At 67.0% G+C, this 26,777-nt stretch carries 21 protein-coding genes and 1 tRNA gene; 11 read left to right on the forward strand and 11 right to left on the reverse strand.

The annotated features are described in order from the left end of the window. Positions 1 to 420: 420 nt before the first annotated feature. Positions 421 to 3,585 (forward strand): ribonuclease E, encoded by a 3,165-nt coding sequence (gene rne / locus VFE83_RS11240; RefSeq protein ID WP_324906117.1) that lies wholly within the window; start codon positions 421 to 423, stop codon positions 3,583 to 3,585. 235 nt (positions 3,586 to 3,820) lie between these two features. On the opposite strand, the gene VFE83_RS11245 is transcribed toward rne, so the two are convergent. Both VFE83_RS11245 and VFE83_RS11250 read right to left on the reverse strand, forming a co-directional pair. Beyond that, the gene (locus VFE83_RS11245) at positions 3,821 to 4,330 is read right to left on the reverse strand and encodes a hypothetical protein (protein ID WP_324906119.1); all 510 of its coding nucleotides are present in this window, start codon (positions 4,328 to 4,330) and stop codon (positions 3,821 to 3,823) included. A gap of 29 nt (positions 4,331 to 4,359) precedes the next feature. Continuing rightward, positions 4,360 to 5,007 (reverse strand): response regulator, encoded by a 648-nt coding sequence (locus tag VFE83_RS11250; RefSeq protein WP_324906121.1) that lies wholly within the window; start codon positions 5,005 to 5,007, stop codon positions 4,360 to 4,362. A 110-nt stretch (positions 5,008 to 5,117) separates the two neighbouring features. Between VFE83_RS11250 and VFE83_RS11255 the strand changes: the two genes are divergently transcribed. Then, a complete protein-coding gene (locus tag VFE83_RS11255) occupies positions 5,118 to 6,038 on the forward strand; it encodes a M28 family metallopeptidase (protein ID WP_324906123.1) in 921 nt (306 codons plus the stop codon). Next, positions 5,941 to 6,918, forward strand: coding sequence for an isocitrate lyase/phosphoenolpyruvate mutase family protein (locus VFE83_RS11260; protein ID WP_324906125.1), 978 nt, complete (start codon positions 5,941 to 5,943; stop codon positions 6,916 to 6,918). Before VFE83_RS11255 ends, VFE83_RS11260 begins: the two co-directional genes overlap by 98 nt. Before the next feature lie 30 nt (positions 6,919 to 6,948). Here VFE83_RS11260 and VFE83_RS11265 read toward each other — a convergent pair whose 3' ends face one another. Next, on the reverse strand, positions 6,949 to 7,314 hold the full coding sequence (locus tag VFE83_RS11265) for a hypothetical protein (protein WP_324906127.1): 366 nt from the start codon (positions 7,312 to 7,314) through the stop codon (positions 6,949 to 6,951). A gap of 233 nt (positions 7,315 to 7,547) precedes the next feature. Between VFE83_RS11265 and lexA the strand changes: the two genes are divergently transcribed. From lexA to VFE83_RS11290, 5 genes are all read left to right on the forward strand, one after another. Further along, the gene (gene lexA / locus VFE83_RS11270; RefSeq protein ID WP_324906129.1) at positions 7,548 to 8,168 is read left to right on the forward strand and encodes a transcriptional repressor LexA; all 621 of its coding nucleotides are present in this window, start codon (positions 7,548 to 7,550) and stop codon (positions 8,166 to 8,168) included. Further along, positions 8,168 to 8,797, forward strand: coding sequence for a translesion DNA synthesis-associated protein ImuA (gene imuA / locus VFE83_RS11275; protein ID WP_324906131.1), 630 nt, complete (start codon positions 8,168 to 8,170; stop codon positions 8,795 to 8,797). Before lexA ends, imuA begins: the two co-directional genes overlap by 1 nt. 9 nt (positions 8,798 to 8,806) lie before the next feature. After that, the gene (locus VFE83_RS11280) at positions 8,807 to 10,231 is read left to right on the forward strand and encodes a DNA polymerase Y family protein (protein ID WP_324906133.1); all 1,425 of its coding nucleotides are present in this window, start codon (positions 8,807 to 8,809) and stop codon (positions 10,229 to 10,231) included. Then, positions 10,228 to 13,530, forward strand: a complete 3,303-nt coding sequence (locus VFE83_RS11285; protein WP_324906135.1) for an error-prone DNA polymerase — start codon at positions 10,228 to 10,230, stop codon at positions 13,528 to 13,530. The genes VFE83_RS11280 and VFE83_RS11285 overlap by 4 nt, the downstream gene beginning before the upstream one ends. 122 nt (positions 13,531 to 13,652) lie before the next feature. Next, a complete protein-coding gene (locus VFE83_RS11290) occupies positions 13,653 to 14,780 on the forward strand; it encodes a DUF2235 domain-containing protein (protein WP_324906137.1) in 1,128 nt (375 codons plus the stop codon). A gap of 22 nt (positions 14,781 to 14,802) precedes the next feature. Here VFE83_RS11290 and VFE83_RS11295 read toward each other — a convergent pair whose 3' ends face one another. Beyond that, positions 14,803 to 15,918, reverse strand: a complete 1,116-nt coding sequence (locus VFE83_RS11295) for a hypothetical protein (protein WP_324906139.1) — start codon at positions 15,916 to 15,918, stop codon at positions 14,803 to 14,805. 319 nt (positions 15,919 to 16,237) lie between these two features. On the opposite strand from VFE83_RS11295, the gene VFE83_RS11300 reads away from it, so the two are divergent. Continuing rightward, positions 16,238 to 17,137 (forward strand): alpha/beta hydrolase, encoded by a 900-nt coding sequence (locus VFE83_RS11300; RefSeq protein ID WP_324906141.1) that lies wholly within the window; start codon positions 16,238 to 16,240, stop codon positions 17,135 to 17,137. 48 nt (positions 17,138 to 17,185) lie between these two features. Here the strand turns inward: VFE83_RS11300 and VFE83_RS11305 are convergent. Beyond that, a tRNA-Ser gene (locus tag VFE83_RS11305) sits at positions 17,186 to 17,275 on the reverse strand. Between the two features lie 81 nt (positions 17,276 to 17,356). Then, positions 17,357 to 18,388, reverse strand: a complete 1,032-nt coding sequence (locus VFE83_RS11310; RefSeq protein WP_414674733.1) for a LysR family transcriptional regulator — start codon at positions 18,386 to 18,388, stop codon at positions 17,357 to 17,359. A 107-nt stretch (positions 18,389 to 18,495) separates the two neighbouring features. Here VFE83_RS11310 and VFE83_RS11315 point away from each other — a divergent pair, with 107 nt between their 5' ends. Beyond that, complete coding sequence (locus VFE83_RS11315) at positions 18,496 to 19,080, forward strand: FMN-dependent NADH-azoreductase (RefSeq protein ID WP_324906143.1); 585 nt, start codon at positions 18,496 to 18,498, stop codon at positions 19,078 to 19,080. Between the two features lie 247 nt (positions 19,081 to 19,327). Here VFE83_RS11315 and serS read toward each other — a convergent pair whose 3' ends face one another. Further along, positions 19,328 to 20,620: a serine--tRNA ligase gene (gene serS / locus VFE83_RS11320; RefSeq protein ID WP_324906145.1), complete on the reverse strand. Its 1,293-nt coding sequence runs from the start codon at positions 20,618 to 20,620 to the stop codon at positions 19,328 to 19,330. Between the two features lie 123 nt (positions 20,621 to 20,743). On the opposite strand from serS, the gene VFE83_RS11325 reads away from it, so the two are divergent. Further along, on the forward strand, positions 20,744 to 21,397 hold the full coding sequence (locus VFE83_RS11325; RefSeq protein WP_324906147.1) for a TonB family protein: 654 nt from the start codon (positions 20,744 to 20,746) through the stop codon (positions 21,395 to 21,397). Here the strand turns inward: VFE83_RS11325 and VFE83_RS11330 are convergent. From VFE83_RS11330 to pheA, 4 genes are read right to left on the reverse strand one after another with little or no spacing between them, the layout of a single operon-like run. Next, positions 21,375 to 22,943, reverse strand: a complete 1,569-nt coding sequence (locus VFE83_RS11330; protein WP_324906149.1) for an O-antigen ligase family protein — start codon at positions 22,941 to 22,943, stop codon at positions 21,375 to 21,377. The two genes, VFE83_RS11325 and VFE83_RS11330, sit on opposite strands and share 23 nt — an antisense overlap. Before the next feature lie 38 nt (positions 22,944 to 22,981). Continuing rightward, entirely contained in the window at positions 22,982 to 24,301 is a 1,320-nt protein-coding gene (gene aroA / locus VFE83_RS11335; RefSeq protein WP_324906151.1) for a 3-phosphoshikimate 1-carboxyvinyltransferase, read from the reverse strand. Continuing rightward, entirely contained in the window at positions 24,298 to 25,494 is a 1,197-nt protein-coding gene (gene hisC, locus VFE83_RS11340) for a histidinol-phosphate transaminase (RefSeq protein ID WP_324906153.1), read from the reverse strand. Before hisC ends, aroA begins: the two co-directional genes overlap by 4 nt. Beyond that, positions 25,491 to 26,660: a prephenate dehydratase gene (gene pheA / locus VFE83_RS11345; RefSeq protein WP_324906155.1), complete on the reverse strand. Its 1,170-nt coding sequence runs from the start codon at positions 26,658 to 26,660 to the stop codon at positions 25,491 to 25,493. Before pheA ends, hisC begins: the two co-directional genes overlap by 4 nt. Between the last annotated feature and the right edge of the window lie 117 nt (positions 26,661 to 26,777).

Raw genomic sequence — 26,777 nt, forward strand, 5'->3', positions numbered from 1 at the left:
TGTTACACTCGCGACGCGAGATAAGGTTTTGATTTCGCAGGAAGTTGCACTCCAAAGGCCGAAAGCCCTTTCCTGCGATTCCGGTCCGCGTCTAACCACTGCCCCCGGGGCAGCCATGTTAGCAGCGATGGCCCGGCGGAACCGGACCTTGCCGGAGCGGGTCAAACCGCCAGTGATGAACACGTCCCGCGCGGCGTTCGCGCCGCCGGCCCTAGCAGTCAGGAAAGAAACAACAAGCGCTCCCGCGGCGTGCCGTGGTGTCGTAGCGCTGGAAAACTTGAAGCCGGCCGCCCGACCACCTTGGTCATGCGCTGGCCGGCTTGCGGTATCCAGAGGCGAAACGCCCACGGCGTTCCGCGGCTGCAGGACGCGCATGCGTTCTGCGCCGACCACGCGCAGGAGCGCGCGAGGAACGCAACAATGAAGCGAATGCTGATCAACGCGACGCAGGCGGAAGAACTGCGCGTCGCCATCGTCGACGGCCAGACCCTGTACGACATCGACATCGAACAGCCGGCCAAGGAACAGAAGAAGTCCAACATCTACAAGGGCCGCATCACCCGGCTCGAACCCTCCCTGGAAGCCGCCTTCGTCGATTACGGCGCCGAGCGCCACGGCTTCCTGCCGCTGAAGGAAATCTCGCGCGATTACTTCCAGTCCGGCGTCGACCACAACAAGGCCGGCCTGCGCGAACTGTTGCGCGAAGGCCAGGAAATCGTCGTCCAGGTCGACAAGGAAGAACGCGGCAACAAGGGCGCGGCGCTGACCACGTTCATCTCGCTGGCCGGCCGCTACATGGTGCTGATGCCCAACTCGCCGACCGCCGGCGGCGTCTCGCGCCGCATCGAGGGCGAGGACCGCGCCGAGCTCAAGCGCGCGATGGACGCGCTGAACATCCCCGACGACATGGGCGTGATCATCCGCACCGCCGGCGTCGGCCGCGACGCGGAAGAGCTGCAGTGGGACCTGGACTACCTGTTGCAGGTCTGGAAGGCCGTCGCCGAGGCCGCGCTGAGCAAGCCCGGCACGTTCCTGATCTACCAGGAATCGCGCCTGATCATCCGCGCACTGCGTGACTACATGCGCCCGGACATCGGCGAGATCCTGGTCGATACGCCGGAGATGTACGCCGAAGCGCGTGACTTCGTCGAGCAGGTGATGCCGCACAACCTGCGCAAGCTCAAGCACTACACGGACGACACCCCGCTGTTCAACCGCTTCCAGATCGAGTCGCAGATCGAGAACGCGTACGAACGCGAGGTCCGCCTGCCCTCCGGCGGCGCGCTGGTCATCGACCAGACCGAGGCGCTGACCGCCATCGACGTGAACTCCGCGCGCGCCACCAAGGGTGGCGACATCGAGGAAACCGCGTTCAACACCAATCTGGAAGCGGCCGACGAAGTCGCCCGCCAGATGCGCCTGCGCGACCTGGGCGGCCTGGTGGTGATCGACTTCATCGACATGTCCAGCAACAAGCACCAGCGCGAGGTCGAGAACCGCCTGGCGCACGCACTCAAGCAGGACCGCGCGCGCGTGCAGATCGGCCGCATCTCGCGCTTCGGCCTGCTCGAACTGAGCCGGCAGCGCCTGCGCCCGAGCCTGGGCGAATCCAGCCAGATCGTCTGCCCGCGCTGCGAAGGCCATGGCCGCATGCGCAGCGTCGAATCGCTGTCGCTGTCGATCCTGCGACTGGCCGAAGAGCACGCGATGAAGGAGAACACCGGCCAGGTTCTGGTGCAGGCGCCGACCGAGATCGCCAACTACCTGCTCAACGAGAAGCGCCGCGCGCTCAGCGAGATCGAGAAGCGCCACGACGCGCCCATCGTCATCGTCGCCGACGAGCAGTTGCACACTCCGCACTACGAAGTCACGCGCATCCGCGAGAACGAACTCGGCGAGGAGTCGAACAAGCCGAGCTACCAGCGCGGCACGCCGCGCAAGCTGCCGACGCACGCGCTGACCAAGGCCCACCTCAACATCCCGGCCGCGCCGGCGGTGACCAACGTCAAGCCGGCCCAGCCGGCCCCGCTGCGCGAACCGCGCGAGCAACCGGCCGCGCCGGCACCGGCGCCCGCCCCGGTCGTGACCGCCCCGACCCACTCCGTCGGTGTGGTCGAGCGCATCCTGCGTTTCTTCCGGGGCGGCAGCGCGCCCATCGCCGTCGAGCCGATGCCAGCCGCGCGCCCGCAGGAAAACCGTGGCGGACGCAGCGAGCGCGGCGACCGCAACGACAAGCGCCGCGACGGTCGCGACAACCGCAACGGCAAGCAGGGCCGCGATGGCCGCCGCGAAGATCAGGCGCAGCAGCAGCCGCGCCGTGAGGAACAGCGTCGCGAGAAGCCTGCCCAGCAGCAAAAGCAGCAACAACAACAACAGCAACAGCAACAACAGCAGCAGCCCAAGCAGCAGAAGCAGCAACAGCAGCCCAAGCCGCCCAAGCAGCAGCCCGAGGAACGCGCCCAGCAGCAGCCGCAGCAGCAACAGATCGAGAAGCCCAAGCCCGCTCCGGTCGCCAAGCCCGAACCGAAGATCGAGGCGACTCCGGCTGCCGAAGCGGCAAGCGCAGCCATCGCGGCTCCGGCCGTCGTAGCAGCCGCAGTTGCAGCGACGGAAGCCCCGGCTGAAACCACGCAGGCGAACACCACCGCCGCAGGCGCGCCGGACGCACAGGCGCACGCGGAAGGCGCTGGCGAGGGTGGCGGTCGCCGTCGTCGCGGCCGTCGTGGTGGCCGCCGCCGTCGTCGCGGTGGCACTGAAGCCGCCGCCGGTGGCGAGGAGGCGATGAACCTGCACGAAGACGGTGCGTCGTTCGATGACGAGGACGAGGCCGATCTCGAGCCGCAGGCCATGCCGAACGCACAGACGGTCGCCCAGCGCTCGCAGCCGGAGTTCGATTTCGAGGACGAAGGCGAGCCGGTTCGTCCTGCCGCTTCTGCCACTGTGAACGCCGCGCCGGCGGCGCCTTCGCCCGCTCCTGCCGCTACGCCCGCGCAGGCCGCGGCGGTAGCCGCTGCCGTGACGGCAACGGCTGCCTCGAGCACGACGATCGAACCGGGCGCGGTCGAGACCGCACCGGTCCAGGCGACGACGCCGGAGCCGCAGCAGGCTGCAGCCCAGCCGGAACAACCCACGGAACAGGAACCCGCCGACGAGCCAGCAGTGGTGGTCGAGCAGCCGGTGGTCGAACCCGAGACCGTTCCTGCGCCGGAAAAGGTGGATCAGCCCGAGGTCATCGACCCCGTGCCGGTTCCGCCGCAGCGCGAGGAAGACGTTGCCAGGGCGCCACAGCAGGATGCCGTTGAAGCCGCCGATTCGCGTCCGCAGGCCAACGCGACCGACCTGCCGCGTACGCCGGGCCTGTTCGATTCGCTGCCGCCGGACGCCCGCGTGCCGGCAGTGGAAAGCGAACCGGTGCCAGCGCCGGTCGAAGCCGCCGTGTCGGGCGACGCCGATCGCCAGGCTTCAGACGTGGATGAGACCCCGGCCGAAACCGTCGAAGCCACTCCGGCCGAGACTGCGGCCGAGCACATCCATGCTGCGGAATCGCAGGAACCGGAGCGCAAGCAGGAACAGGGCCACGCCTGAGTTCCCTGGAACAACTACGCGCAATGAAGACTGGCCGCCTCGTGCGGCCAGTCTCTTTTTGATCCCACACATCTCGTTCCAATGTCGCTGCCTGGATCGTTCCGCCGATCGGTCGCACGTTTCGCTATCGAAGGACGGAACGGAAAACCTCGATCACGCCACAGCCTGCTTGAGTCTTGTCAGGCATTGCGAATTCAGGGCGATGTTGCGTCCGGCGCGGCAACGAAAGAGTGCGTCAGCCCCCTGCCCCGGCAGGCCAGACCCGCTCGACCAGTTCGCCGATTTCGACGGGTGCGCCCGGCGAATCCAGGACCTGCCTCCACTCAACCGGAAACGGACCTTGTTGCTGCGTGGGAGGCGCGCCCCACAACGTCGAGCGGATAGCAAAGACGACCACGCCCTCCTTCGCCTGGAACGGTGTTACCCGCTCCACCGCGGAGCGAAGCCCTGCATCCGTGGCAGGCGCAAGCGGCGGCGTGAAATCGAGCCATGCCTTCGAGCGACCGCCCGGACGCACGGCCATCACTACGAAGCCGGAGGACGGCATCGGTGCGGTGACGTTTTGGAGGTTGGCTTTAGCGGCCGCATTTACGGCCTGGATGTAATGCGCAAGTTCGTCGACCCGAACCCGTTCCTGCAGCACGAAGTCGGGCTGCAGAAGCATGATGTTCTCGACGTGATAAGGCTCGGCCGCAAGGGCGGAACCACTCGCGAGCATCGCGAACGAAAAGGCAAACGGCTTCATTCCGTCCTCTGTCAGAGGCCCGTAATTCGTCAGATTGCCTTGGCCGGATCGATCACGCCATAGCGGCTGGCCAGGCGCGCCAGGGCGATGGAGTCGGTGATTTCCAGTTTTTCGAACAGGCGCGTCTTGTGCGTGTTGACCGTCTTGGCGCTCAGGCTCAGCCGCTTGGCGATGTCGTCCTGGCGCAGGCCCTGGACCAGCAGCAGCGCGATTTCCATCTCGCGCGGCGACAGGCTGTCGAACGGCGATGCGTCGCCGTCGATGCCGGCCAGCGCCAGCTTCTGGGCGATGCCGCTGGCGAGGAAGCGCTTGCCGCGTGCGACCTCACGGATGGCGCGCAGCAGTTCGCCGGCATCGCCACCCTTGCCCACATAGCCTGAGGCGCCGGCTTCCAGCAGGCGCTTGGGCATGGGGCCGTCCTGCAGCACTGAAACGATGATGACGCGCGTGCCATGGTCGCCCTTGACGACGCGCTCGGTGACTTCCAAGCCACTGAGTCCGGGCAGGTGCAGGTCGCACAGCACCACGTCGGGCTTGATCCGGCGGATCAGCGGCATGGCTTCCTCGCCGGTCTCGACGTCGCCCACCACTTCGATGTCCGTTTCGGCCGACAGGATCATGCGCATGCCGGTACGCACCAGCGCATGGTCGTCCACGATGAACACTCGGATGGTCATCCTTTCACTCCGGTAGCGGTTCGCCGAATCTGGCGGGCAGGACCTTCGGCCCCATCGCGTTGACCGCGGCCTCAGGCACACTGCCGGGATTCTAAAGGGGACCTCTGCCCATGCGCCGACTGATAGTTGCGACGCTTCCGATCCTTTTTCTTACTGCCTGCTCGCCTGCCGTCCGAACCCCGCAGGCGCCGGCTGCCACCGCGGCACCGGCCGGTACGGCCGCCTCGCAATGGCTGGGCGACGTACGCGCCATCGCGGAGGCGGGCGACAATGCCCAGCGGCGTAAGGCTATTGCCGCCCGGCTCGATACGCTGGGCCTGGCTCCGCGCACGGTCGCCTTCCAGGCCAACGACCGCACCGGCGAGAACCTACTGGCCGACGTGAGCGGCTTGGCGAATGCACCGCTGCTGCTGCTGGGCGCGCATTCCGATCGCGTCGAGACCGGCCACGGCGCGACCGACAACGCATCCGGCAGCGCGACCGTGCTGGCGCTGGCCGAGCGTTTCAAGCGCAAGCCGCTGCAGCATCACCGTGTCGCCGTGGCGTTCTGGGACCTGGAGGAAGTCGGCCTGCTTGGCTCCAAGGCCTACGTCACGGACGGCTCGACCCGCCCCGCGCTGTACGTCAACTTCGACGTGTTCGGCTGGGGCGACACGTTGTGGATGATGGCGCCGGCTAACCAGCAGACCGCGCTGGTGGACAGCAGCCGCGCCGCGACGCAGGCGCTGGACCTGGGCTTCTCGCCGGGCGAGCAGTACCCGCCGACCGACCACCTGCCCTTCATCCGCGCCGGCTGGCCGGCGGTGTCGTATTCGCTGGTGGGTGCCGACGAGATCACGCAGGTACTCGACGCGTACGCAGGCAAGAAGTCGCGCACGCCGGCCAAGGTCATGCAGGTCATCCACAGCGAACGCGACACGCTCGACCAGGTCGATGCAACGGCCGTGGCGCGTGGTGTCGATGCCGTCGAACAGGCACTTCGTCGCTGGGACGCGCAGCAGAGCGGTACCGGAAACGCCAGCTCGCATTGATGTCCGAAAGCGGCGAGCACGGTGCGGACGCATCTGCAACGATGACGTCGCACCTGTTTGCGAGGACTCACGCGTGAATCCACACGCCGACCATGCTGCTGCCTTCCGTCGCTTCCATGCCGGGGGCGTGTTGCGCTTGGCCAATGCCTGGGATGCCGGCAGCGCCCGCCTGATCGAAAGCCTGGGCGCGCCGGCCATCGCCACCACCAGCGCCGGCGTGGCCTGGAGCCGCGGTTATGCCGACGGCGACGAACTGCCGATCGAACACCTGCTCACGGCCGTGCAGGAAATCGCACGGGTGATCCGCGTGCCGCTCAGCGTCGACGTCGAAGGCGGATATTCCGACAATCCCGCGGTCGTGGCCGACAACGTGCTTCGCGTCGCCGAACTCGGCGCGGTCGGCATCAATCTGGAAGACGGCAGCGGTGCGCCGGAGATGCTGTGCGCGAAGATCGCCGCGATCAGGCAGCGTTGTGCCGCGGCCGGACTGGACGTGTTCGTCAATGCACGCACCGATGTCTATCTGCGCGGACTGGCGCCGACGGAGCAGCGCGTCGAGATGGTGCTCGTACGCGCGGCGCAATACCGGCAGGCCGGTGCTGACGGGCTGTTCGTGCCGGGACTGACGGAAGCTGATGAGATCCGTGCCGTTGCCGAAGGTGTCGTCCTTCCGCTCAACGTCATGCTCCGTCCCAATCTACCGACCCTGGCCAATCTGGAATCGCTGGGTGTCCGCCGGTTGAGCGCCGGATCAGCGCTCTCCGAAGCCGTCTTCGCGCATGTTCGCCAGCAGGCGACCGCATTCCTTGGCGATGATCCCGGTATCAATGCAGAACGAATGGGCTACGGTGACATCAACGGTCTTTTCCAGGCCCGATGATCTATCGCCCGATGCACGTCTGCTGGTGCATCACGGGAAACCGCATCTTTCGTGGACACCCGCGAGGACGGTAAGCAGGAACGCGGCAAGGAAAACCATCGCCGCCGCGCCAACCATGCCGGCAGCGATGTTGCACACCGAAAATCGCGAAAGCCACGAGGAAGCCACGGCGGCGAGCGCAATGCTGGCCGTCAGCACCAACGGCACCAACCACCACCAGTACAACGGCGCGCCGAGATAGACGGCCAGGGTCCAGCCGAGACGGTCGTCTCCGGGCGGACAGGCCGCGTAGAAATAACCCGCCAGGCCGGCGTAGCCGGCCAATGGCAGGCCGACCAGCAGGGACAGCACGAGTACCAGTACGCCTGTCCTGCGGTTCCGGACCGGATCGGGCACGGCGCTATCGGAAGGCACTGCGACCGTCGCGCGGAAAAGGGGTGAAGGGCATTGGCATAGGCGTGCGGGGCGCGCGCTCCTTCTTCGACATCACTTTCACTGGACAACACAACTGGCTGATTCACAAGCCAGTCGCAACCCATGATACGGCGGCATGGCCCGATCGCGTCTGCGGTCGGGCTTGCCTGCGGCCGCGAAGGTAAATAGATTTTTACCTCAGCCAGGCCTTTCCGATGTCCGACCTCACCACCCGTCAGGCGCAGATCCTCGCCTTCATCCAGGGCCACACCGACACCGAAGGCCTGCCTCCGACGCTGCAGCAGATCGCGGACGCGTTCGGCTTCCGCCAGGCCTGCGCGGCGCACAAGCACGTCAAGCGGCTGGAGCAGGCCGGCCACCTGCAGGTGCGTCCGAACGAGGCGCGCGGCATCCGCTTGGCGTCACCCCGCCCTGCCCCATCCCGTCGCGACGATCGCCTGATGCTGGCCGTCCTCGGCCGCGTCGCGGCCGGTGCACCGATCAGTGCCGATGCGGGTGTCGAGCGCGAACTGCTGCTCGATCCGGCCCTGTTCTCCACCCGTCCCGATTACCTGCTGCGCGTGCAGGGCGATTCGATGCGCGACGACGGCATCTTCGACGGCGATCTGGTCGCGGTGAAGCGCGCCGATGATGCGCGCGACGGCCAGGTGGTGATCGCACGCATCGACGAGGAAATCACGATCAAGCGCCTGCAGCGTTCGGCGCACGGACTACGCCTGCTGCCGCGCAATCCGGCCTATCCACCCATCGAGGTCGCGCCCGGCAGCGATTTCGCCATCGAAGGTATTTACTGCGGGCTGGTGCGTCCCGACTGATGGCCGCCGAAGTCGTCCCGCTCGAATCCCTGTTGTCCGCACGCACCGTCTGGCGTGCCGGGCGTCATGCGGCATCGGCGCCGCTGGGGGAATCGACGGGTTTCGCCGCGCTGGATGCACTGTTGCCGCACGGCGGCTGGCCGCATGGCTCGCTGAGTGAAGTGCTGATCCCTGCCGACGGCGTCGGCGAACTCGCATTGCTGCTGCCGACGCTGTCGCGGCTGACCCAGGCCGGTCGGCTGGTGGCACTGATCGCACCTCCGTTCTGTCCGTATGCGCCGGCCTGGCAGCGGGCCGGTGTGGACCTGCGTCATCTGGAAATCATTGAAGCGCCATCGCGCGGCGCGTTGTGGGCGTTCGAGCAATGCCTGCGCAGCGCCGCGTTTTCGGCCGTGCTCGGCTGGCCATCGAATGCCGACGGTCCCTCACTGCGGCGCCTGCAGGTGGCGGCCGACAGCGGCGAATGCCTGGGGTTTGCCGTGCGCGACAGCCGCCATGCGAACAATCCCTCTCCCGCGGCACTGCGCATCGAGCGCGTCGAAGACGTGTGGCGCGTGCGCAAGTGCCGCGGCGCACAGGTGCCGACGCAGGCTTTCGCGTTGCCGTCCGTACGCGAATTGGCGTGCTGAGCCGCCGTCATGCTCTGGGCCTGCATCCATCTGCCGCAACTGGCGCTCGATACCGTCCTGCGTCGCCAGGAGGATTCGCAGCGCCCGCTCGCGCTGGTCACCGGTCCGGCGCAATTGCGAAGCCTGTACGCCGTCAATGCCGCAGCGGCTGAGGCCGGATTGCGAGCCGGCATGCGGCTGACTGCCGCGCATGCACTGTGTTCGGACGCCGCGCTGAAGGAATACGACCCCAAGGCCGAAGCGCGCAGCCACCGCTTCCTCGCGGCCTGGGCGTATCGCCACAGTTCGCTGGTGAGCGCGCAGTGGATGGGCGCGATCGTGCTGGAGGCCAGTGCCAGCTTCCGCCTGTTCGGCCCCTGGCCGCGTTTCGAATCGAACCTGCGCCGCGACCTGGTCGAACTGGGCTTCCGCCATCGCATCGCGCTGGCGCCCACGCCGCGCGCGGCGCACGTGTTCGCGCGCCTGCGCGACGGTTATGCGCTGACCGAAGCGCGCGGCCTGGCCGGCGTGCTCGACCGCATTCCCGTGCGTCGTGCCGCGCTGCCGGATGATGCTGGAACGCGCCTGCATCGCATGGGCGTGCATAGGTTGAAGGATCTGCGCGAACTGCCGCGCGACGGGCTGCGCAGACGTTTTGGCGCCGTACTGCTGGATCATCTGGACCGGCTGTACGGCGACGCGGACGACGCACTGGAGTACTACCAGCCGCCCGATCATTTCGACGCGCGCATCGAACTGGGTTACGAAGTCGAAAGCCACCAGGCGCTGCTGTTCCCGCTGCGCCGGCTGGTGCGCGACCTGGCCATGTACCTTTCCGCGCGCGATGGTGGCGTACAGCGCTTCGTCATGCGGCTGGAGCACGACGAAGGCCACACCGACGTTCCGGTCGGCATGCTGGCGGCCGAGCGCGATGCCACGCTGCTGATGGACATCGCGCGCAACCGGCTGGAGCAGGCCGCGATCGAAAAGCCCGTGGTCGGCCTGCGCCTGATGGCGCGAGAGCTGCCGCCGTTCGTGCCGGCCGCGCGCGACCTGTTCGACACCCGCCCCTCGCAGGCCATGCCGTGGCCGCAACTGCGCGAACGCCTGCGCGCACGGCTGGGCGACGACGCGGTGTATCGCGTCGCACCCGCGGGCGATCCGCGGCCCGAACACGCATGGCGACGTGTCGGAGTCGAGGACGATGCGCTGTGCGCGTCCGCGGCGCCGCCACGCCCACCTCGACCGACTTGGCTGCTGCCGCAGCCGGTGCCGCTGAATTCGCAGGTCCGGCGCATCGTTTCCGGCCCGGAACGGCTGGAAAGCGGCTGGTGGGACGACGGCGACGCGCGTCGCGACTACTACGTCCTCGAAACTTCGCATGGACAGCACGCCTGGGCCTACGCGGACCCGGGCAAACGCGACGGCTGGATGCTGCACGGCTGGTTCGCATGAGCTGGGACGACGCCATCGACGGCGTCGACCGCGAAACGCCGGGCGATCACATCCCGCGTGCGCTGCAGGTCAGCCTGCGCCTGCGCAACGCCGCCAACGACGATGTTCTCGACGACGATTCGCCGGCTTATGCCGAGCTGCATTGCCTGTCGGACTTCAGCTTCCTGCGTGGCGCGGCCAGTGCGGAACAATTGTTCGAACGCGCACGCCTGTGCGGCTACACGGCACTGGCCATCACTGACGAGTGCTCGCTGGCCGGCATCGTGCGTGCGCTGGAAGCCTCCCGCGCCACCGGACTTCGCCTGATAGTCGGCAGCGAATTCCGCCTGACCGACGGCACCCGCTTCGTGCTGCTGGTGGAAACCGCCACGGGTTACCAGCGCCTGTGTGAGCTCATCACGCGCGGTCGCAGGGCCGCCAAAAAAGGCACCTACCGACTGTCACGCGCTGATGTCGAGGCGCTGTTCGTACCCGATGCGCAAGGCGTATTCGCACTGTGGTTGCCGGACGTGTCACCGCAGGGCGAAGCGGACATCGGGCCCGGTCGCTGGCTGCGTCGCGTGTTTGGCGAACGCGCGCATCTGGCGGTGGAGCTGCATCGCGAACAGGACGACCGGCTTCGCCTGGAAACGTTGATGACGTTGTCGCAAGCGCTGGGCATGACCGCCGTGGCCGCGGGCGACGTGCACATGGCCTTGCGCAGCCAGCGCGTGCTGCAGGACACCATGACGGCCATTCGCCACAACCTGCCGCTGAGCGAATGCGGCGCGCACCTGTTCCGCAACGGCGAGCGTCATCTGCGTGCGCGTTCGACCCTGGGCAACATTTATCCGCACGAGCTGCTGCAGGCCTCGGTCGAACTGGCAGGACGCTGCGTCTTCGACATCGGAAAGAAGCTGCCATATCAATACCCAAAGGAACTGATACCCGATGGCGAAACCCCGGCCTCGCACCTGCGGGCGCTGACACTGGCCGGGATGCGCGAACGCTGGCCGGAAGGTGTACGACCGGACGTCGAGCGACGGATCGAAACCGAGCTGGCCCTCATCGCCAAGCTCGAATACGAAGCGTTCTTTCTCACCGTCGAGGACATCGTCCGCTTCGCGAAAAGCAAGGGAATTCTGTGCCAGGGCCGTGGCTCCTCGGCCAATTCCGCCGTGTGCTACGCGCTTGGCATTACCGCAGTGAATCCCGCCGAAAGCCGTCTTCTGATGGCGCGTTTCCTTTCGGAAGAACGCAACGAACCACCCGATATCGACGTCGACTTCGAACACGAACGCCGCGAGGAAGTCCTGCAATACGTCTACAACAAGTACGGCCGCGAACGCGCCGCGCTGGCTGCCACCGTCATCCGCTACCGGGGCAAGAGTGCCGTGCGTGACGTCGCCAAGGCGTTCGGATTGCCGCCGGACCAGATCGCCCTGCTCGCCAGTTGCTATGGCTGGGGCAACGCCGGCACCGAGATGGAGCAGCGCCTGACCGAAGCCGGTTTCGATCCAACCAATCCGCTGATCGTGCGCGTGCTGAATGTGACCGCGAAGTTGGAAAACCACCCGCGCCATCTGTCCCAGCACGTAGGCGGCTTCGTCATTTCCGAATCGTCGCTGTCCACTGTCGTGCCGGTGGAAAACGCCGCGATGGACGGCCGCACCATCATCCAGTGGGACAAGGACGACCTGGAGACGATGAAGCTGCTCAAGGTCGATTGCCTGGCGCTGGGCATGCTGACCTGCATCCGCAAGGCACTGGACCTGGTGAAGCGCCATCGCGGCCGCACATACGAGATGGCCACCATCCCGCCAGGCGACAAACCGACCTACGCGATGATCCAGCGCGCCGATACGGTGGGCGTGTTCCAGATCGAATCGCGCGCGCAGATGACGATGCTGCCGCGACTTAAACCCAAGAACTTCTACGACCTGGTGATCGAGGTGGCAATCGTGCGCCCCGGTCCCATCCAGGGCGGCATGGTGCATCCGTACCTGCGGCGGCGGATGGACAAGGAGAAGGTTGACTACCCCTCACCGGAGGTGAAAACCATCCTCGAACCCACGCTCGGCGTGCCGCTGTTCCAGGAACAGGTGATGGAGTTGGTGATGCACGCCGGTTACAGCGACAGTGAAGCCGACCAGCTGCGACGTTCGATGGCGGCCTGGCGTGTCGGCGGCGACATGGAGCCGCATCGGCAGCGTATCCGCGAATGCATGCGTTCCAAGAACTACTCGGAAACGTTCATCGACCAGATCTTCGAGCAGATCAAGGGATTCGGCTCCTACGGCTTCCCGCAGAGCCACGCCGCCTCGTTCGCCAAACTGGTGTACGTGAGCTGCTGGCTCAAGCGGCATGAGCCGGCCGCGTTCGCCTGTGCGCTGCTCAACTCGCAGCCGATGGGTTTCTATTCGGCCAGCCAGATCGTGCAGGACGCCCGGCGCGGCGCGCCGCTGCGTGCCGCGGATGAGTTTTCCAATGAAAAGGAACGTGCACTCGCCATGCGTGCGCCCGTCGAGGTGCTGCCGGTGGATGTGATGCACAGCGACTGGGACTGCACGCTGGCCGGCGGCACCATCGATGTTGACCAGCCTGCGAACGGGCAGCAGCCGGCGATTCGTCTGGGCCTGCGCGAAGTGAAAGGCCTGTCTGAAACCGCAGGCCGCGCCATCGAAGCCGCACGCGCCCGCCGGCCGTTCGCTGACCTGCAGGACCTGCGCCAGCGTGCGCAGCTGGACGAGAAGGCCTGCAATGCGCTGGCCGAAGCCAATGCGCTGCGCAGCCTCATCGGCAACCGTCACGAAGCGCGCTGGGCCGTGGCGGGCCTGGAACGTCGCCGTCCGCTGCTGCCCGGCAGTCCGCAGGAGGACGTGATCGAACTGCCTGCGCCGCGGATCGGCGAGGAAATCCTGTCGGACTATCGCGCCACCGGCTTGAGCCTGGCCGCCCATCCGATGGCCCTGCTGCGACCGCAGATGGATGCGCGGCGCATCCGTGGCTCGCGCGACCTGCGCGACACACGCCACGGCCGCGGCGTGCACGTGGCCGGCCTGGTCACGCAGCGCCAGCGTCCCGCCACTGCCAAGGGCACCATCTTCGTCACGCTGGAAGACGAGCACGGCATGATCAATGTGATCGTGTGGCCCGACCTCGCTGCGCGCCAGCGCAAGCCGCTGCTGGACTCCACCCTGCTGGCCGTGCGCGGCCGGTGGGAGCGCGTGGATGGCGTGGAGCACCTGATTGCCGGACAGCTGACCGACCTGAGTCCGCTGCTGGGCGAGCTGCAGACCACGTCGCGAGATTTTCGCTAGCGCCCTGCCTAACCAGCGTCACCTGAACAGCGCGTCTGAGCAGCATGGTTTGAACAGCACTGTCTGACCGCCTTCTCGGCACGCGTGCGTTCCTCTTCAAGTATGCACACGGAGCGACGCACATGAAGCGGCTCGCGATCTTCTGTGACGGGACCTGGAACAGCGCCGACCAGGCGCGCAACGGCAAGCCCTGCCCCACCAACGTGGTGCGCCTGGCGATGCGCGTGGCCAAACAGAACGGCGGCGTCCCGCAGCTCACCTATTACGACCAGGGCGTCGGCACAGGCAACCTGATCGACCGGTGGAGCGGCGGTGCATTCGGCAAGGGCCTCGACGAGAACCTGTGGGACGCCTACCGCTTCCTCATCCTCAATTACGAGCTGGGCGACGAGATCTACCTGTTCGGCTTCAGCCGCGGTGCGTATACCGTGCGCAGCCTGGGCGGCATGATCCGCAAGTGCGGCATCCTGCACCGCAAGCACTCGGACCTCTACGCCGATGCGATCCGCACCTACTGCGACGATTTCAAGCCCGACACCAGGGGCCCGACCGACTTCCGCTGCCGGTACTCCGTCGCAGGCGACCAGCCGATCCCGATCCGCATGATCGGCGTGTGGGATACGGTCGGCGCGCTGGGTATCCCCGTGCGCGGCCTGCGTTCGCTGACTGCGCACAAATACAAGTTCCATGACGTCGAGCTCAGCGGCAGCGTGCAGTACGCCTGCCAGGCCCTCGCCATCGACGAACGTCGCGCGCCGTTCGAAGCCGCGCGCTGGACCCCCATCGACAAGCCCGGGCAGACGGTGGAACAGGTATGGTTCGCCGGAGTGCACAGCGACATCGGCGGCGGTTATCCGCGCAGCGACCAGGGCAACCTGTCCGACATCACGCTGGCGTGGATGCGCGACAAGGCCAGTGCAAATGGACTGGGCATGGATCCGATGGTCGAACAGGACCCGACCAATGCACTGCACCCGGATCCGCGCGCGCCGCAGCACAACTCCAAGACCAAACTGTATCGGCTCACGCCCGGCATCGACCGTGTCATCGGCATGGCCGCCGAGCACGACAAGCAGCCGGACCTGAAGACCACCCGGCGCGATCCCACGCAGTCGCTGCATCCCTCCGTGCTGCAGCGCTGGGATGCCGACGAGAGCTATCGCCCTCGCAACCTGTGCCGTTACCTCTCGATGATCGGCGACCCACGTGCCGCGGAAGTGCCGCAAGGTCGCGGCGTGCGTCACGCCTGAGGCGTCCGAAGAGCCCAAAGAGTCAGCTCTGGCGAACGCGCACGCGAATCGTAAACGCACGCGCGGGATTGCGGACAAGCAACGTGCGCAGATCCTCGTCGTCGAAGCCTGCATCGCGCAGGGCCGGGATCAATGCGGTGAAGAGCGGTGTGAACGGTTTGAACTCGCCACCGCGTGGCTGGCCGGCGCTGTACCAGCCCGCATCCTGCGAAACCAGCACGCGATCCAGCAACCCTTCTTCCCACATCCGCCTGATCAGCGCGACATAGGCACCTTCCTGACCGGGCCTGAAGCCGTCGAACGACACCCACGCACCGTCCCGCGCCGCGCGCACGTGATGACTGGCCTGGACTTCATTCTGCGCGTGCACCCAGACATACGCCGCTGGTGCGACGCCTTCGGCGCCCAGCAGTTCCAACTGGGCGAAGGCGCAGCATCCGTTACGTCCGGGTTCGACATCACCCCACGGCCCCGTGTGCGACGCGATGACCAGGCCCGTCTGGAGATGCGTGCGCGCCGCCGCCCGCAGCACCTTTCGCTCGGTATCGCCGAGCAGATCATTCTCGACGCCCAGCTTGATCAGGCCGGGCCGGACGCCCGTTCCGTCAATGCCGTTGCGCCACTCGCCGATCGAGCGCTGCGCCAGTTGCGCGTCGGTTTCGTCCAGCACGTAGGACGGAGTGAAGCGCCCACCTGCAGCGACGTAGGCTCCTGTGACCGTCAACATGTGCAATCCGCTTGCTTCCGACAGTTGGCGGATCAATGCGGGATTGCGACCGAGCGTCGTCGCGGTGCAGTCGACCAGCGTGCGGCAGCCCAGCCGATGGATGTCGCGCAAGTAGGGCAGCACCACATCGACGACTTCCGCAGGAGGCGACAGCGGATTCCCCGCCTGCTCCGCGTAGGGCCGAAGGTCGGCGTATAGGTGCTCATGGATCAGCGTCATGCCGAGAGTTCCGGCATCGACTGGGCCAAGCACTGTCATCACCGAACCGCTCTCGTCGATAGCAGCCCTGCCGCTGCCCGCGCAACCGGACATGACCAGCATCACCGGGGAGGTTGCCAGAGCACCCAGAAATTCCCTGCGATGCATGCGCCAGGCTCCCTTGAGTTCTTGCGTCGCGATCTTGCGGCGCACCGTGGCATCCACCAGGAGTTCGCATGCCGGCCGGTCATCGGCTCGGCGGTGAATACTTGCGACTACTTGATCAGTGGGCGACGGATCAGCTGATCTACGGCACCGCTAACCGGCCCGTGGAAGCGCAACGTGACCGCAAGCGCGGCTGCGTGCAGGCAGGCCCTACTAGACGATGCGTCCTGCGGTCGCGAGTGCTGGCCTAGCGCCTGCCTCCATGAGCGCGAAGGATCGCCTTCGCGGGTGAAGGAGCCGTGAGTAATCCGGTGAGGCTTCCTTGACGCGCAGGTCACCGGAACGGGCGTAACAACCGTCGCCGCTGATGACGCATCCACTGGACGAGGCAACGATGGCAGACGACCCCGCGCAAGCATCACAAACCATCGCGATAGACGGGCGCGAGCTATTCGTCCGCACATGCGGTGACTGCAACAAGCCCGCGCTTCTGCTAATTCACGGGTTCCCGAGTTCGTCCGCGTCCTTCCGGAACGTCATCGAGCCGCTGTCGAAGACGTGCTTTGTGATTGCACCTGATCTTCCAGGGTTCGGTCGATCGCAACCTGTCGAGCGCCCTTCGTTCTCGTGCTATGCGGACGTGCTGGAGAAGGCGCTCGCACAGTTGGGCGTCGAGTCCTTCCACCTCTATCTGCACGACTATGGTGCCGCCGTTGCCTTGCATCTGGCGACGCGGGCGCCGCATCGCGTGCGCAGTCTCATCATCCAGAACGCCAACGCCCATCGCAGCGGAATGGGACCGCAGTGGGCGGCCACACAGAGCTACTGGGACAACCCCACGCCAGAAAACGAAGCCGAAGCGACGTCGCACCTGGACCTCGAAGGCGTGCGTTACCAGTACGTGGGCGATGTGCCGGACGATATCGCCAGGCGCATCGATTCCGGAACGTGGAAAGAAGACTGGCGGGTCATGTCATTGCCAGGCCGCCTCGAAATGCACCGCGCACTGGTGCTCGATTACCGCAACCACGCGGCGCGGTTCGACGAGATTGCCGAATACCTCAAGCGCGAACAGCCACCGGCTCTGATGCTGTGGGGTCGCCATGACGTCTTCTTTGCCATCGACGAAACACTGTCCTGGATGAAGGACCTGCCACGCATGGAAGCGCACATCCTCGACGGTCCGCACTTCCTGCTGGAAACCCATGCGGCACGATGCGCCGCACTGATCGTCGGATTCATCGATCGTGTCGAGGGGCGCGGGTAACGCTGCGAGCTTGCCAACACGCATGACCACGCCGGTGCGGCAGCGAGATGGCGGAGAGAGTGGGATTCGAACCCACGGAAGGTTTGACCCTTCGGCGGTTTTCAAGACCGCTGCCTTAAACCACTCGGCCATCTCTCCGTAAGTGACGCGACACCGCGTCAGCGGTGTGCCGCGGCGTCCGCCAGACGAAGCGGCCCGCGTTGTGCGGGCCGCATTCTCTCATGCTTCGGTAACGATGCGGGGCGCCGGGACGGGCACGTTCGCAGGCGGTGACAGCTTTGCTACGTCTTCGGGGCATGGCTTGCCCTGGATTTCGCTGCACTGCAGGCGGGCGGCTTCGACCAGGGCCGGTGCCTTCTCGGCGATGAAGTCAATGAAGACGCGCACGGCCGGCAGCAGTCCGCGACGCGAGGCGAACACGGCGTGGAAGATGCCTTGCGGCAGGCGCCAGTCGGGCAGCACGACTTCCAGCTCGCCGCGACGCACGGCCTCGGCGCAGATGGTCTCGGGCAGCAGCGTGATGCCCACGCCCTGCTGGGCCAGTTGCATCAGCATGGGGAAATCGAACCCCATCACGCGCGGCTTGAGTTCGACGCGGCGCACGTCGCCGTCCGGGCCGTGCAGTTCCCAGCGCTGGCGCGCGTCGTCCTCGCTCATGCTGAGCGTGACGTGGTCGGACAGCTCGTCGGGATTCTTGGGCCGGCCCATGCGGCGCAGATAGTCGGGGCTGGCGACCAGCAGTTCGGCGATCTGGCCGAAGCTGCGCATCACCAGGCTGCCGTCGTCGTCGAGCTTGGAACGTACGCGCAGCGCGACGTCGATGCCTTCGTTGATGATGTCGACGCGGCGGTTGCTGACCAGCAACTGCACACGCACCTGCGGGTAACGCGCGAGGAACTCCGGCAACAGCTTGGGCATCTGCTGCTGCGCCATGCCCACCGGCACGCTCACGCGGATCACGCCGCGCGGTTCGGCGCTGAGGCGGTCGACCACTTCGTGTGCGGCCTGCGCCTCGGCGAGCATCGACTGCGCATGTCGGTAGACGCTGTTGCCCACGTCGGTAACCGCGAAGCGCCGGGTGGAACGCTGCAGCAGGCGCACGCCCAGGTCGGTCTCGAGCTGGCTGATGCGGCGGCTCAGGCGGGACTTCGGAATGCCCAGCGCGCGCTCCGCCGCGGCGAAGCCCCCGTGCTCGACGACCATGGCGAAGTAGTAGAGGTCGTTCAAGTCCTGCATGGCCATAATTCCAATTCCGGAACAGTTAGTGATATTTGACCAGATTTATTCCATTTGAGCAACGACCTAGAGTGGCCTCCAACCCGGCACACCCGCCGGACCGCTCAAACCAGAGGCCCATCATGAAGCTCCTGCATCTCGATTCCAGTGCCCTTGGCACCCACTCGGTTACCCGCGAACTGAGCGCGGCCATCGTGGCCCGCTGGCAGGACGCGGTGGCCGACCTCAAGGTCGAGTACCGCGACCTGGACGCCGACCCGCTGCCGCACCTGACCGGCCGCTCCCTGGCCAAGGCCGACGCGGCCGAGGTGGAAACCGCCGAAGCCACACTCCAGCAGTTCCTGGACGCGGATGTAGTGGTGATTGGTGCTCCGTTTTACAACTTCAGCATTCCATCGACGCTGAAGGCGTGGATCGACCGGGTGGCCGTGGCCGGCCGCACCTTCCGGTACACCGCCGAGGGCAAGCCCGAAGGCCTGGCCGGCAATAAGCGGTTGTTCATCGCCAGCGGTCGCGGCGGCCTGTACGGCGACAACAGCCCGGCGGACTTCCAGGAGGCCTACCTGCGCCAGGTGTTTGGCTTCCTGGGCGTGACCGACTTGGAGATCGTGCGCGCCGAGGGCGTGGCCTACTCGCCGCAGCACCGCGCCGATGCGCTGGCCGCTGCGCACGCGTCGATCCGTTCGCCTCTGGCAGAAGCCGCCTGAGGTCCGTCGCCGGTTCACCCCTCCCCGCTTGAACCGGTAACGCAACGGGCCCGCAATGCGGGCCCGTTTTTTGTCCTAAAGCCGGCTCTCCGCCCGCAGATGGGTTGGGCGGCGGAGCATTGGCGTGTTCAAAACCAACAGCACATTGGTGTGCTGCGAGTTCGAGCAGAGCAGGTTCGTTGCCCCTCATGTGCCCCCTACTCGAGGCAGGGCTCTTCGGGCACCTTCTCCCGAAGGATAAAACCCCTCAGGCGATCCGCTCGACCCCACCCATGTACGGACGCAGCACGTCAGGCACGGTGATCGAGCCGTCGGCGTTCTGGTAGTTCTCCATCACCGCGATCAGCGCGCGCCCGACGGCGGTGCCGGAGCCGTTGAGCGTGTGCACCAGCTCGGGCTTGCCGGTGGCGGGATTGCGCCAGCGGGCCTGCATGCGGCGGGCCTGGAAGGCCTCGCAGTTGGAGCACGACGAGATCTCGCGATAGGTGTCCTGCGAAGGCAGCCAGACCTCCAGGTCGAAGGTCTTGGTCGCCGCGAACCCCATGTCGCCCGTGCACAGCAACACGCGGCGGTACGGCAGGCCGAGCTTCTCCAGCACCACCTCGGCGCAGCGCGTCATGCGCTCGTGCTCGGCGTAGCTTTCTTCGGGCCTGGCGATGGTGACCAGCTCGACCTTCTCGAACTGGTGCTGGCGGATCATGCCGCGCGTGTCCTTGCCATGGCTGCCGGCCTCGGCGCGGAAGCACATCGAATGCGCGGTCATGCGCAGCGGCAACGCGTCGGCCTCGACGATCTCGTCGCGCACGATGTTGGTCAGCGGCACTTCCGAAGTCGGGATCAGATAACGCTTGTGTGCGGTTTCGCCGTCGCCTACAGACGTGGCGAACAGGTCGTCCTCGAACTTCGGCAACTGGCCGGTGCCGCGCATGCTGTCGGCGTTGACCAGCAGCGGCACGCTGGTTTCCTGATAGCCGTGCTCGCCGGTGTGCAGGTCCAGCATGAACTGCGCAAGCGCACGATGCAGGCGCGCCAACTGGCCGCGCAGCACGGTGAAGCGCGCGCCGCTGAGCTTGGCCGCGGTGTCGCCGTCGAGCCAGCCGTTGCGCGCGCCGAGTTCCACGTGGTCCTTGACCGGGAAGTCGAACGTGCGCGGCGTGCCCCAGCGATGCTGCTCGACGTTGTCGTTCTCGTCCTTGCCGACCGGCACCGACTCGTGCGGCAGGTTGGGGATCGCCAGCGCGATCGCCTCGATCTCGCCGCGGATGACCTCCAGCCGCGCTTCGCTGGCCTTGAGTTCGTCGCCGAAGCCGGCGACTTCCGTCATCAGCGCGCTCACGTCCTCGCCCTTGGCCTTGGCCTGGCCGATCGCCTTGGAGCGCGTGTTGCGCAGGTTCTGCAGTTCCTGGGTGCGGATCTGGATCTGCTTGCGTTCGGCCTCCAGCGCTTCCAGCGCGCTGGCGTCCAGCTCGAAGCCCCGGGTCTGGCGCAGGCGCGCGGCGAGTTCGGCGGGATTGTGACGCAGCAGGTTCGGATCGAGCATGGCAAAGGACTTGGGTGATCGAAGTCGCGATTATCGCGTGTAACCCCGCATCAGGGCGACCGATTGCCGAACCATTAACGCCGCGATCGGCAGAATCGGGCGAGCGCACCCGCGAAGATGCCCATGTCGACACCCGCCCCAGCTCCCGCACCGCACCGTCCCGGCTTCGATCTGTCCACGTGGCTCCCGGCGCGGCGCTCGTTGCTCTGGGTTCTGCTGGCCTTCGTGATCGGGCTGGTGCTCTTCGCGCTGGTCCTTTCCGGCGGCCGCGATGACGATGCCTTCTTCCGCGCCGACCAGGCCCCGCCCACCGCGACCTCGCCGCGTTACGCGCCGCTGCCGGCACCACTCCCCGCGCAGGGCGACGACAATGCCAGCGGCCTTGGCAAGGCCCCACCGACCGAACGCGTCGAGAGCGGCGACGAGCGCCCGCGCCTGGTCGAAACGGCCCCGCCCGCTCCGCCGTCGGCCGCTCCGCGCCCAGCGGAACCTGTCGCGACCGCCACGACCCGGCCCGAACCGGTTACCACGCCCGCGCCGCGATATCCGACGCAGGCGCTGCGGCGCGGCGAAAGCGGCACGGTGATGGTGAAGGCGGAGATCGGGCCGGACGGCGTGCCGACCACGGTCGAAGTCGCCAAGGGTTCGGGCTCTCGCTATCTGGACCGTGCCGCCACCGACGCCGTGCGCCGCTGGCGTTTCCGCCCGGCCATGAACGGTGAGCAGCCGGTGTCCGGCACTGTGATGGTGCCGATCAGCTTCGAGCCACAGCGCTAGGCACGTCGCCAGCGTCGGCGGTGCCGCGGCGACGCATCAGCGCGTAGGCGATGCAGCAGCCGAACAGCAACTCCAGCGGCGCGCGCGCGTACTCGAAGCGCCACAGCAGCGAATCGAACGCGTTGGTTACCAGCACGATGCCGACGCAGCCTGCGAGCGCCCAGAAGCTGGCGCGCGAGATGATGTCTGCGCGCCAGGCCAGGAACAGTTCGCGCATCAGCAGCGCAAAAAGGGTAAGCAGCAGCAACGAACCGATCAGGCCGATGCCGACGACCGCATCGAGGTAGGCGCTGTGCAGGTGGACATGGTGCTCGCCGGCCAGGTCCAGGTGCGCCGCACCGATCAGTACCGGAATCGAGTCCAGGCCCCAGCCCAGCAGCGGCCGCTCCTTGAACTTGTCCATGCCGAGCTCATACAGGCGCAGCCGCACGCTGACCGCCTTGTTGGCGGGAATGGTGGTGTCGATGGAGGTCCGGGCGGGCCGATCCTTAGCCGCTGCTGAGTGCGCGGACTTAACTGGCGGCTTGCCCTCGGCTGACTGGCCATCGGTTGAAATGCCCTGCACCTTCCCATCCGAGATGCGAGCGCCTGCCGTTTCGGCCTGCCACCCCGCATCGCCGTCCTCTGCGTGCTCTGCCACTTGCGGCAGCATGCGATCGGCACCGGCGAATCGGAGCGCAAAGATGTCTCGCGCGCCCAGCAACAGCACGACCGAGACCGCCAGCACCGCCACAATCGGTTGCCAGGGCAACGTGCGCAGGCTGCGTGGGCGACGGCTCAGCCAGTAGCCAAGGATCGCCAGCGGCGGCGCGGACAGGAACGCGAACCAGGCTCCGCGCGACTGGGAAAACACCAGCACGCAGAAGCAGCCGATATAGGCGAGCAGTCCCAGCGCAAGCAGCACATTGCGGCGCCGCCCGCGCGGATGGTCGCGCCAGATGCCGATCAGCAGGCACAGGGCCAGCCAGCCGCCCATCGCGGCGAGCTGACCGCTGAGGTTTTCCGGAATGCCGAAGCGCGGACGCACCTGGCCGTCCCAGATGGCCGGCAGCGCCGTCCACGGCATGTGGTACAGCACCGCGAGCAGCAGGCCCAGGACCATCAGGCCGAGCAGCGGTGCGATGGCGGCCGGCCGGATCGACAGCCACCAGCCCACCACGCAGCAGAACACGCCGAGCCGGACGAACTTGGCCACGACCGTGAGGTGGTCGTCCCAGGGGATCGACGGCATCACCCAGGTCGCGTACGTCGCCTGCGCAATCAGGAACACGGTGAACACGCCGAACATCCGTACCAGCGGAAGCCGCCCGAGTTCGCGCCACGGAGTGGCGCCGGCGAAGCACATCGCCAGCAATGCCAGCGCGGCGCCGAATTCCGGCCGCATGTACAGGTTGAAGTCGGTCATGGCGAAGAACGCCAGGAACGACAGGCCGCCCAGGGCGACGCGCTGCAGGCGCGGCGACAGGGTCGACCAGACTTCGACGGACGCGGGCGCCGCCCGCCCAGCAGGGTTGCGCAGATCCGCGTCGAGGGTGGAATGGGACACTAGGGCAAGCAGGACATCCGTGATCCAGCGAGTCTAAGTCAGCCCGCGGGGGCCAACCAGACACCGCTGTCACGTGCCAGAAGATCGAACCCCGGGAACGAGGTCGCGACGTTGGCGACATCGCCGATGCGGACCTCGCCGGAGGCGCGCTGGGCGGCCACGACGAAGCTCATGGCGATGCGGTGGTCGCCGTGGCTTTCGACTGAACCGCCGCTGATGGGCCCCGGCACGATGGTCGCGCCGTCCGGATGTTCGTCCACTTCCACGCCCAGTGCGCGCAGGCCCTGCGCCATGGTCGCGATGCGGTCGGACTCCTTGACGCGAAGCTCGGCGGCATCGCGGATGGTCGTGGCCCCCTCGGCGCAGGCGGCCGCCACGAACAGCGCGGGGAACTCGTCGATCATGTCCGGCGCCAGTTCGCCGTCCACCTCGATGCCATGCAGCGGCGCATGCCGCACCACCAGGTCGGCGACGGGCTCGCCGCCCTGCTCGCTCGCGTTTTCCTCGCGGATGTCGGCGCCCATGCGGCGCAATGCGGTAAGCAGGCCTGTGCGGCGCGGGTTCATGCCGACCGATTCGAGCCGCAGTTCCGAACCCGGGACGATGCTCGCCGCGACGAGGAAGAACGCGGCCGAGGAGAAATCCGTGGGCACGTCGATGTCGGTCGCACGCAGCACATGGCCGCCGCTCAGGCGCGCGTGGCCCGGCGAGAATTCGATCGGCCATCCGAATGCGGCGAACATGCGTTCGGTGTAGTCACGCGTGGGATGCGGCTCGTGCACCACCGTTTCGCCCTGGGCGTACAGTCCCGCCAGCAGCAGCGCGGACTTCACCTGCGCACTGGCCACAGGCAGCGTGTACTCGATGCCCAGCAACGGCTGGCCGCCGCGGATGCGCAGCGGCGGCAGGCCACCCTCTTCCGCATCGATGCGCGCGCCCATGCGCGCGAGTGGGTCGATCACGCGGCGCATCGGTCGCTTCGACAGCGATGCATCGCCGATCAGCACGCTGTCGAACGCCTGGCCCGCCAGCGCGCCGGCGAGCAGGCGCATGCCGGTGCCGGCATTGCCGCAATCCAGCGGCGACGCGCTGGCACGAAGCCCATGCAGGCCCACGCCGTGCACGATGCGTTCGCTGGCGCTGGGCGTCTCGATGCGCACGCCCAGTTGCTCGAACACCCGTGCGGTCGCGCGTGTGTCCTCGCCTTCGAGGAAACCGCGCACGTGGGTGACGCCTTCAGCGAGCGCACCGAGCATGATGGCCCGATGCGAGACCGACTTGTCGCCCGGTACGCGTACGGTGCCGCGCAGCGGCTGTCCGGGATGGGCTATCCAGTCCAGCGACGACGATGTGTTCATGCGGACCGCACCTCATCCAGAACCGCCAGCAGCCGGCGGTTCTCGTCGGCGCTGCCGACCGTGATGCGCAGGTATTCGGGCAGGCCGTAGCCGCCCATGGGCCGCAACACCACGCCACGTGCGGCCAGGTCCGCTTCGATGCGTGCCGTGTCCGGTCCGAAGCGCACCAGCAGGAAATTGGTCTGCGACGGATACACACGCAGCCCGCGCTGTTCCAGTGCCTGCGCCAACGCCGCACGCTGTTCGGCATTGCGCGTGCAGCTGTGCTGCAGATGGTCCAGATCGCCCAGCGCGGCTTCGCATGCGGCCAGCGCGGGCCCGTTGACGTTGAAGCTCTCGCGCAGACGCTCCATCACCGCGACCAGTCCCGGCGCGCCGATCAGGTATCCGACGCGCAGTCCGGCCAGCCCATAGGCCTTGCTGAAGGTGCGCGTGAGCACCAGGTTGGAATGAGTCTGCAGCAGCGGCAACGCCGTGGCGGCATCGGCCTCGGCATCCGCCATTTCGGCGTAGGCCTCGTCCATCACCACGATCACTTCACCGGGCACCTTCGCCATGAAACGCGCGAACGCCTCACGGCCGAACCACGTGCCGGTGGGATTGTTGGGATTGGCCAGGTACACGAGCTTGGTCGCGGGCGTGATCGATGCGGCAATCGCATCCAGATCGTGCCCGAGCGGCATGTGCGGATGGTCTTCCGGCAATGCGTCGACCACGACGCGATTGGCGCCAGCGGCCTGCGTGGCCAGCGCGAACACCGCGAAGCCGTAACGCGAAAACACCACGTCGTCGCCCGGCCCCGCAAACACCTGCGCCAGCTGCATCAGCAACTCGTGTGAACCGTTGCCGAGCAGGATCTGCTTCGTGTCGACGCCATGCCTGCCCGCCAGCGCGCGCTTGAGGTCCGCGCCAAGCGGATCCGGATAGCGGTGCAACGACTGCAACTGGTCGACGATCGCCGCACGCGCCAACGGGGAGGCGCCATACGGATTCTCGTTGGAACCCAGCTCGACCAGATGCGTCACGCTGCCTTCCGCGGCACCTGCACCGAACTTCCGGCGGAACGCGACCAGGTCATGGCCAGGGTCGTAGGCCTTCAATCCCTGCACGCCGCGCGAAGCACGTGCGGCGAACCATGCTTCGTCGCGTGCCGGTTGCGCAGGCTGGTGGTCGGCGTCGCGCACGGCGTTCATGCGATGGCCACCGGGTACGAGCCCAGCACCTTTACTTCCTGCGCGTAATCGGCCAACTCGTCCAATGCGCGGCGCATGGCCTCTTCCTGCACGTGGCCGCCGATGTCGATGAAGAACGCGTACTGCCACAGGCCGGTGTGGCCCGGACGCGATTCGATGCGGTTCATGCTCAGGCCGTGGTTCGCGAACGGCGCGAGCACGTGGTACAGCGCGCCCGGCTGGTCCTTGATGAAGACCAGCAGCGAGGTGCGGTCGTTGCCGGACGGCGGGAACAGCTCGCGCCCGATGACCAGGAAGCGCGTGGTGTTGTCGGGACGGTCCTCGATGGGGCCCGCGACCGACTTCAGGCCGTACACGTTCGCCGCGCTGATGCCGGCGATGGCCGCCGAGTCGTCCGCGCTGCGCGCGCGGCGCGCGGCCTCGGCGTTGCTGGCGACGGGGATCTTCTCGGCCTTCGGCAAATACTGGCGCAGCCACGCCTTGCACTGCGCGAACGACTGTGGATGCGAGTACACGCGCTCCACGCCATCCAGGCTGCCGGTGCGCGACAGCAGGTGCTGGTGCACGCGCAGTTCGACCTCGCCGCAGATCTTCAGCCCCGACGTCAGGAACATGTCCAGCGTCGACTGGATGGTGCCCTGCGTGGAGTTCTCCACCGGCACGACGCCGAAGTCGGCGTGCCCGGCCTCCACTTCCTGGAACACTTCCTCGATGCTGCCCAGCGGCAGGCCGTGGATCGAATGGCCGAAATGCTTGTAGACGGCCTGCTGCGAATGCGTGCCCTCTGGCCCGAGGTAGCCGATCTTCAGCGGCTCCTGCTGCGCCAGGCATGCGGACATGATCTCGCGGAACAGCCGCACCAGCACTTCATCGTTGAGCGGCCCGTCGTTGCGGTCCACCACGCGGCGAAGCACCTGCGCCTCGCGCTCCGGACGGTAGTAGTCCACCGCGGCTGCGAGCTTGCCCTTGGCCTTGCCAACCTGGTTGGCGAACTGCGCGCGCTCGCCGATCAGCTCCTGGATGTGCCGGTCGATCCCGTCGATGCGCTCACGCAACGCGGCCAGGTCGAGCGGTGCCGCGTCGGGCTTGGGCGCGATCTCGGGTTTGGCGGCGACCGACTGCTTCGGTGCACGCTTGACGTTCTTCTTGCCGGTGTTGCTTGCCATCGGGGGAGTTACCTTCTTGATTGCTTCGTTGGCGTCCTTGGCGAAACGCTACGGATTCTGGCCCTGTTGTCCGGCCATCCATGACCGGGCGGTGGCGAGAGGCGATGCGGACGGCGA

This window comes from Lysobacter sp., from assembly GCF_035655815.1.
Classification (GTDB): Bacteria; Pseudomonadota; Gammaproteobacteria; order Xanthomonadales; family Xanthomonadaceae; genus Lysobacter_J.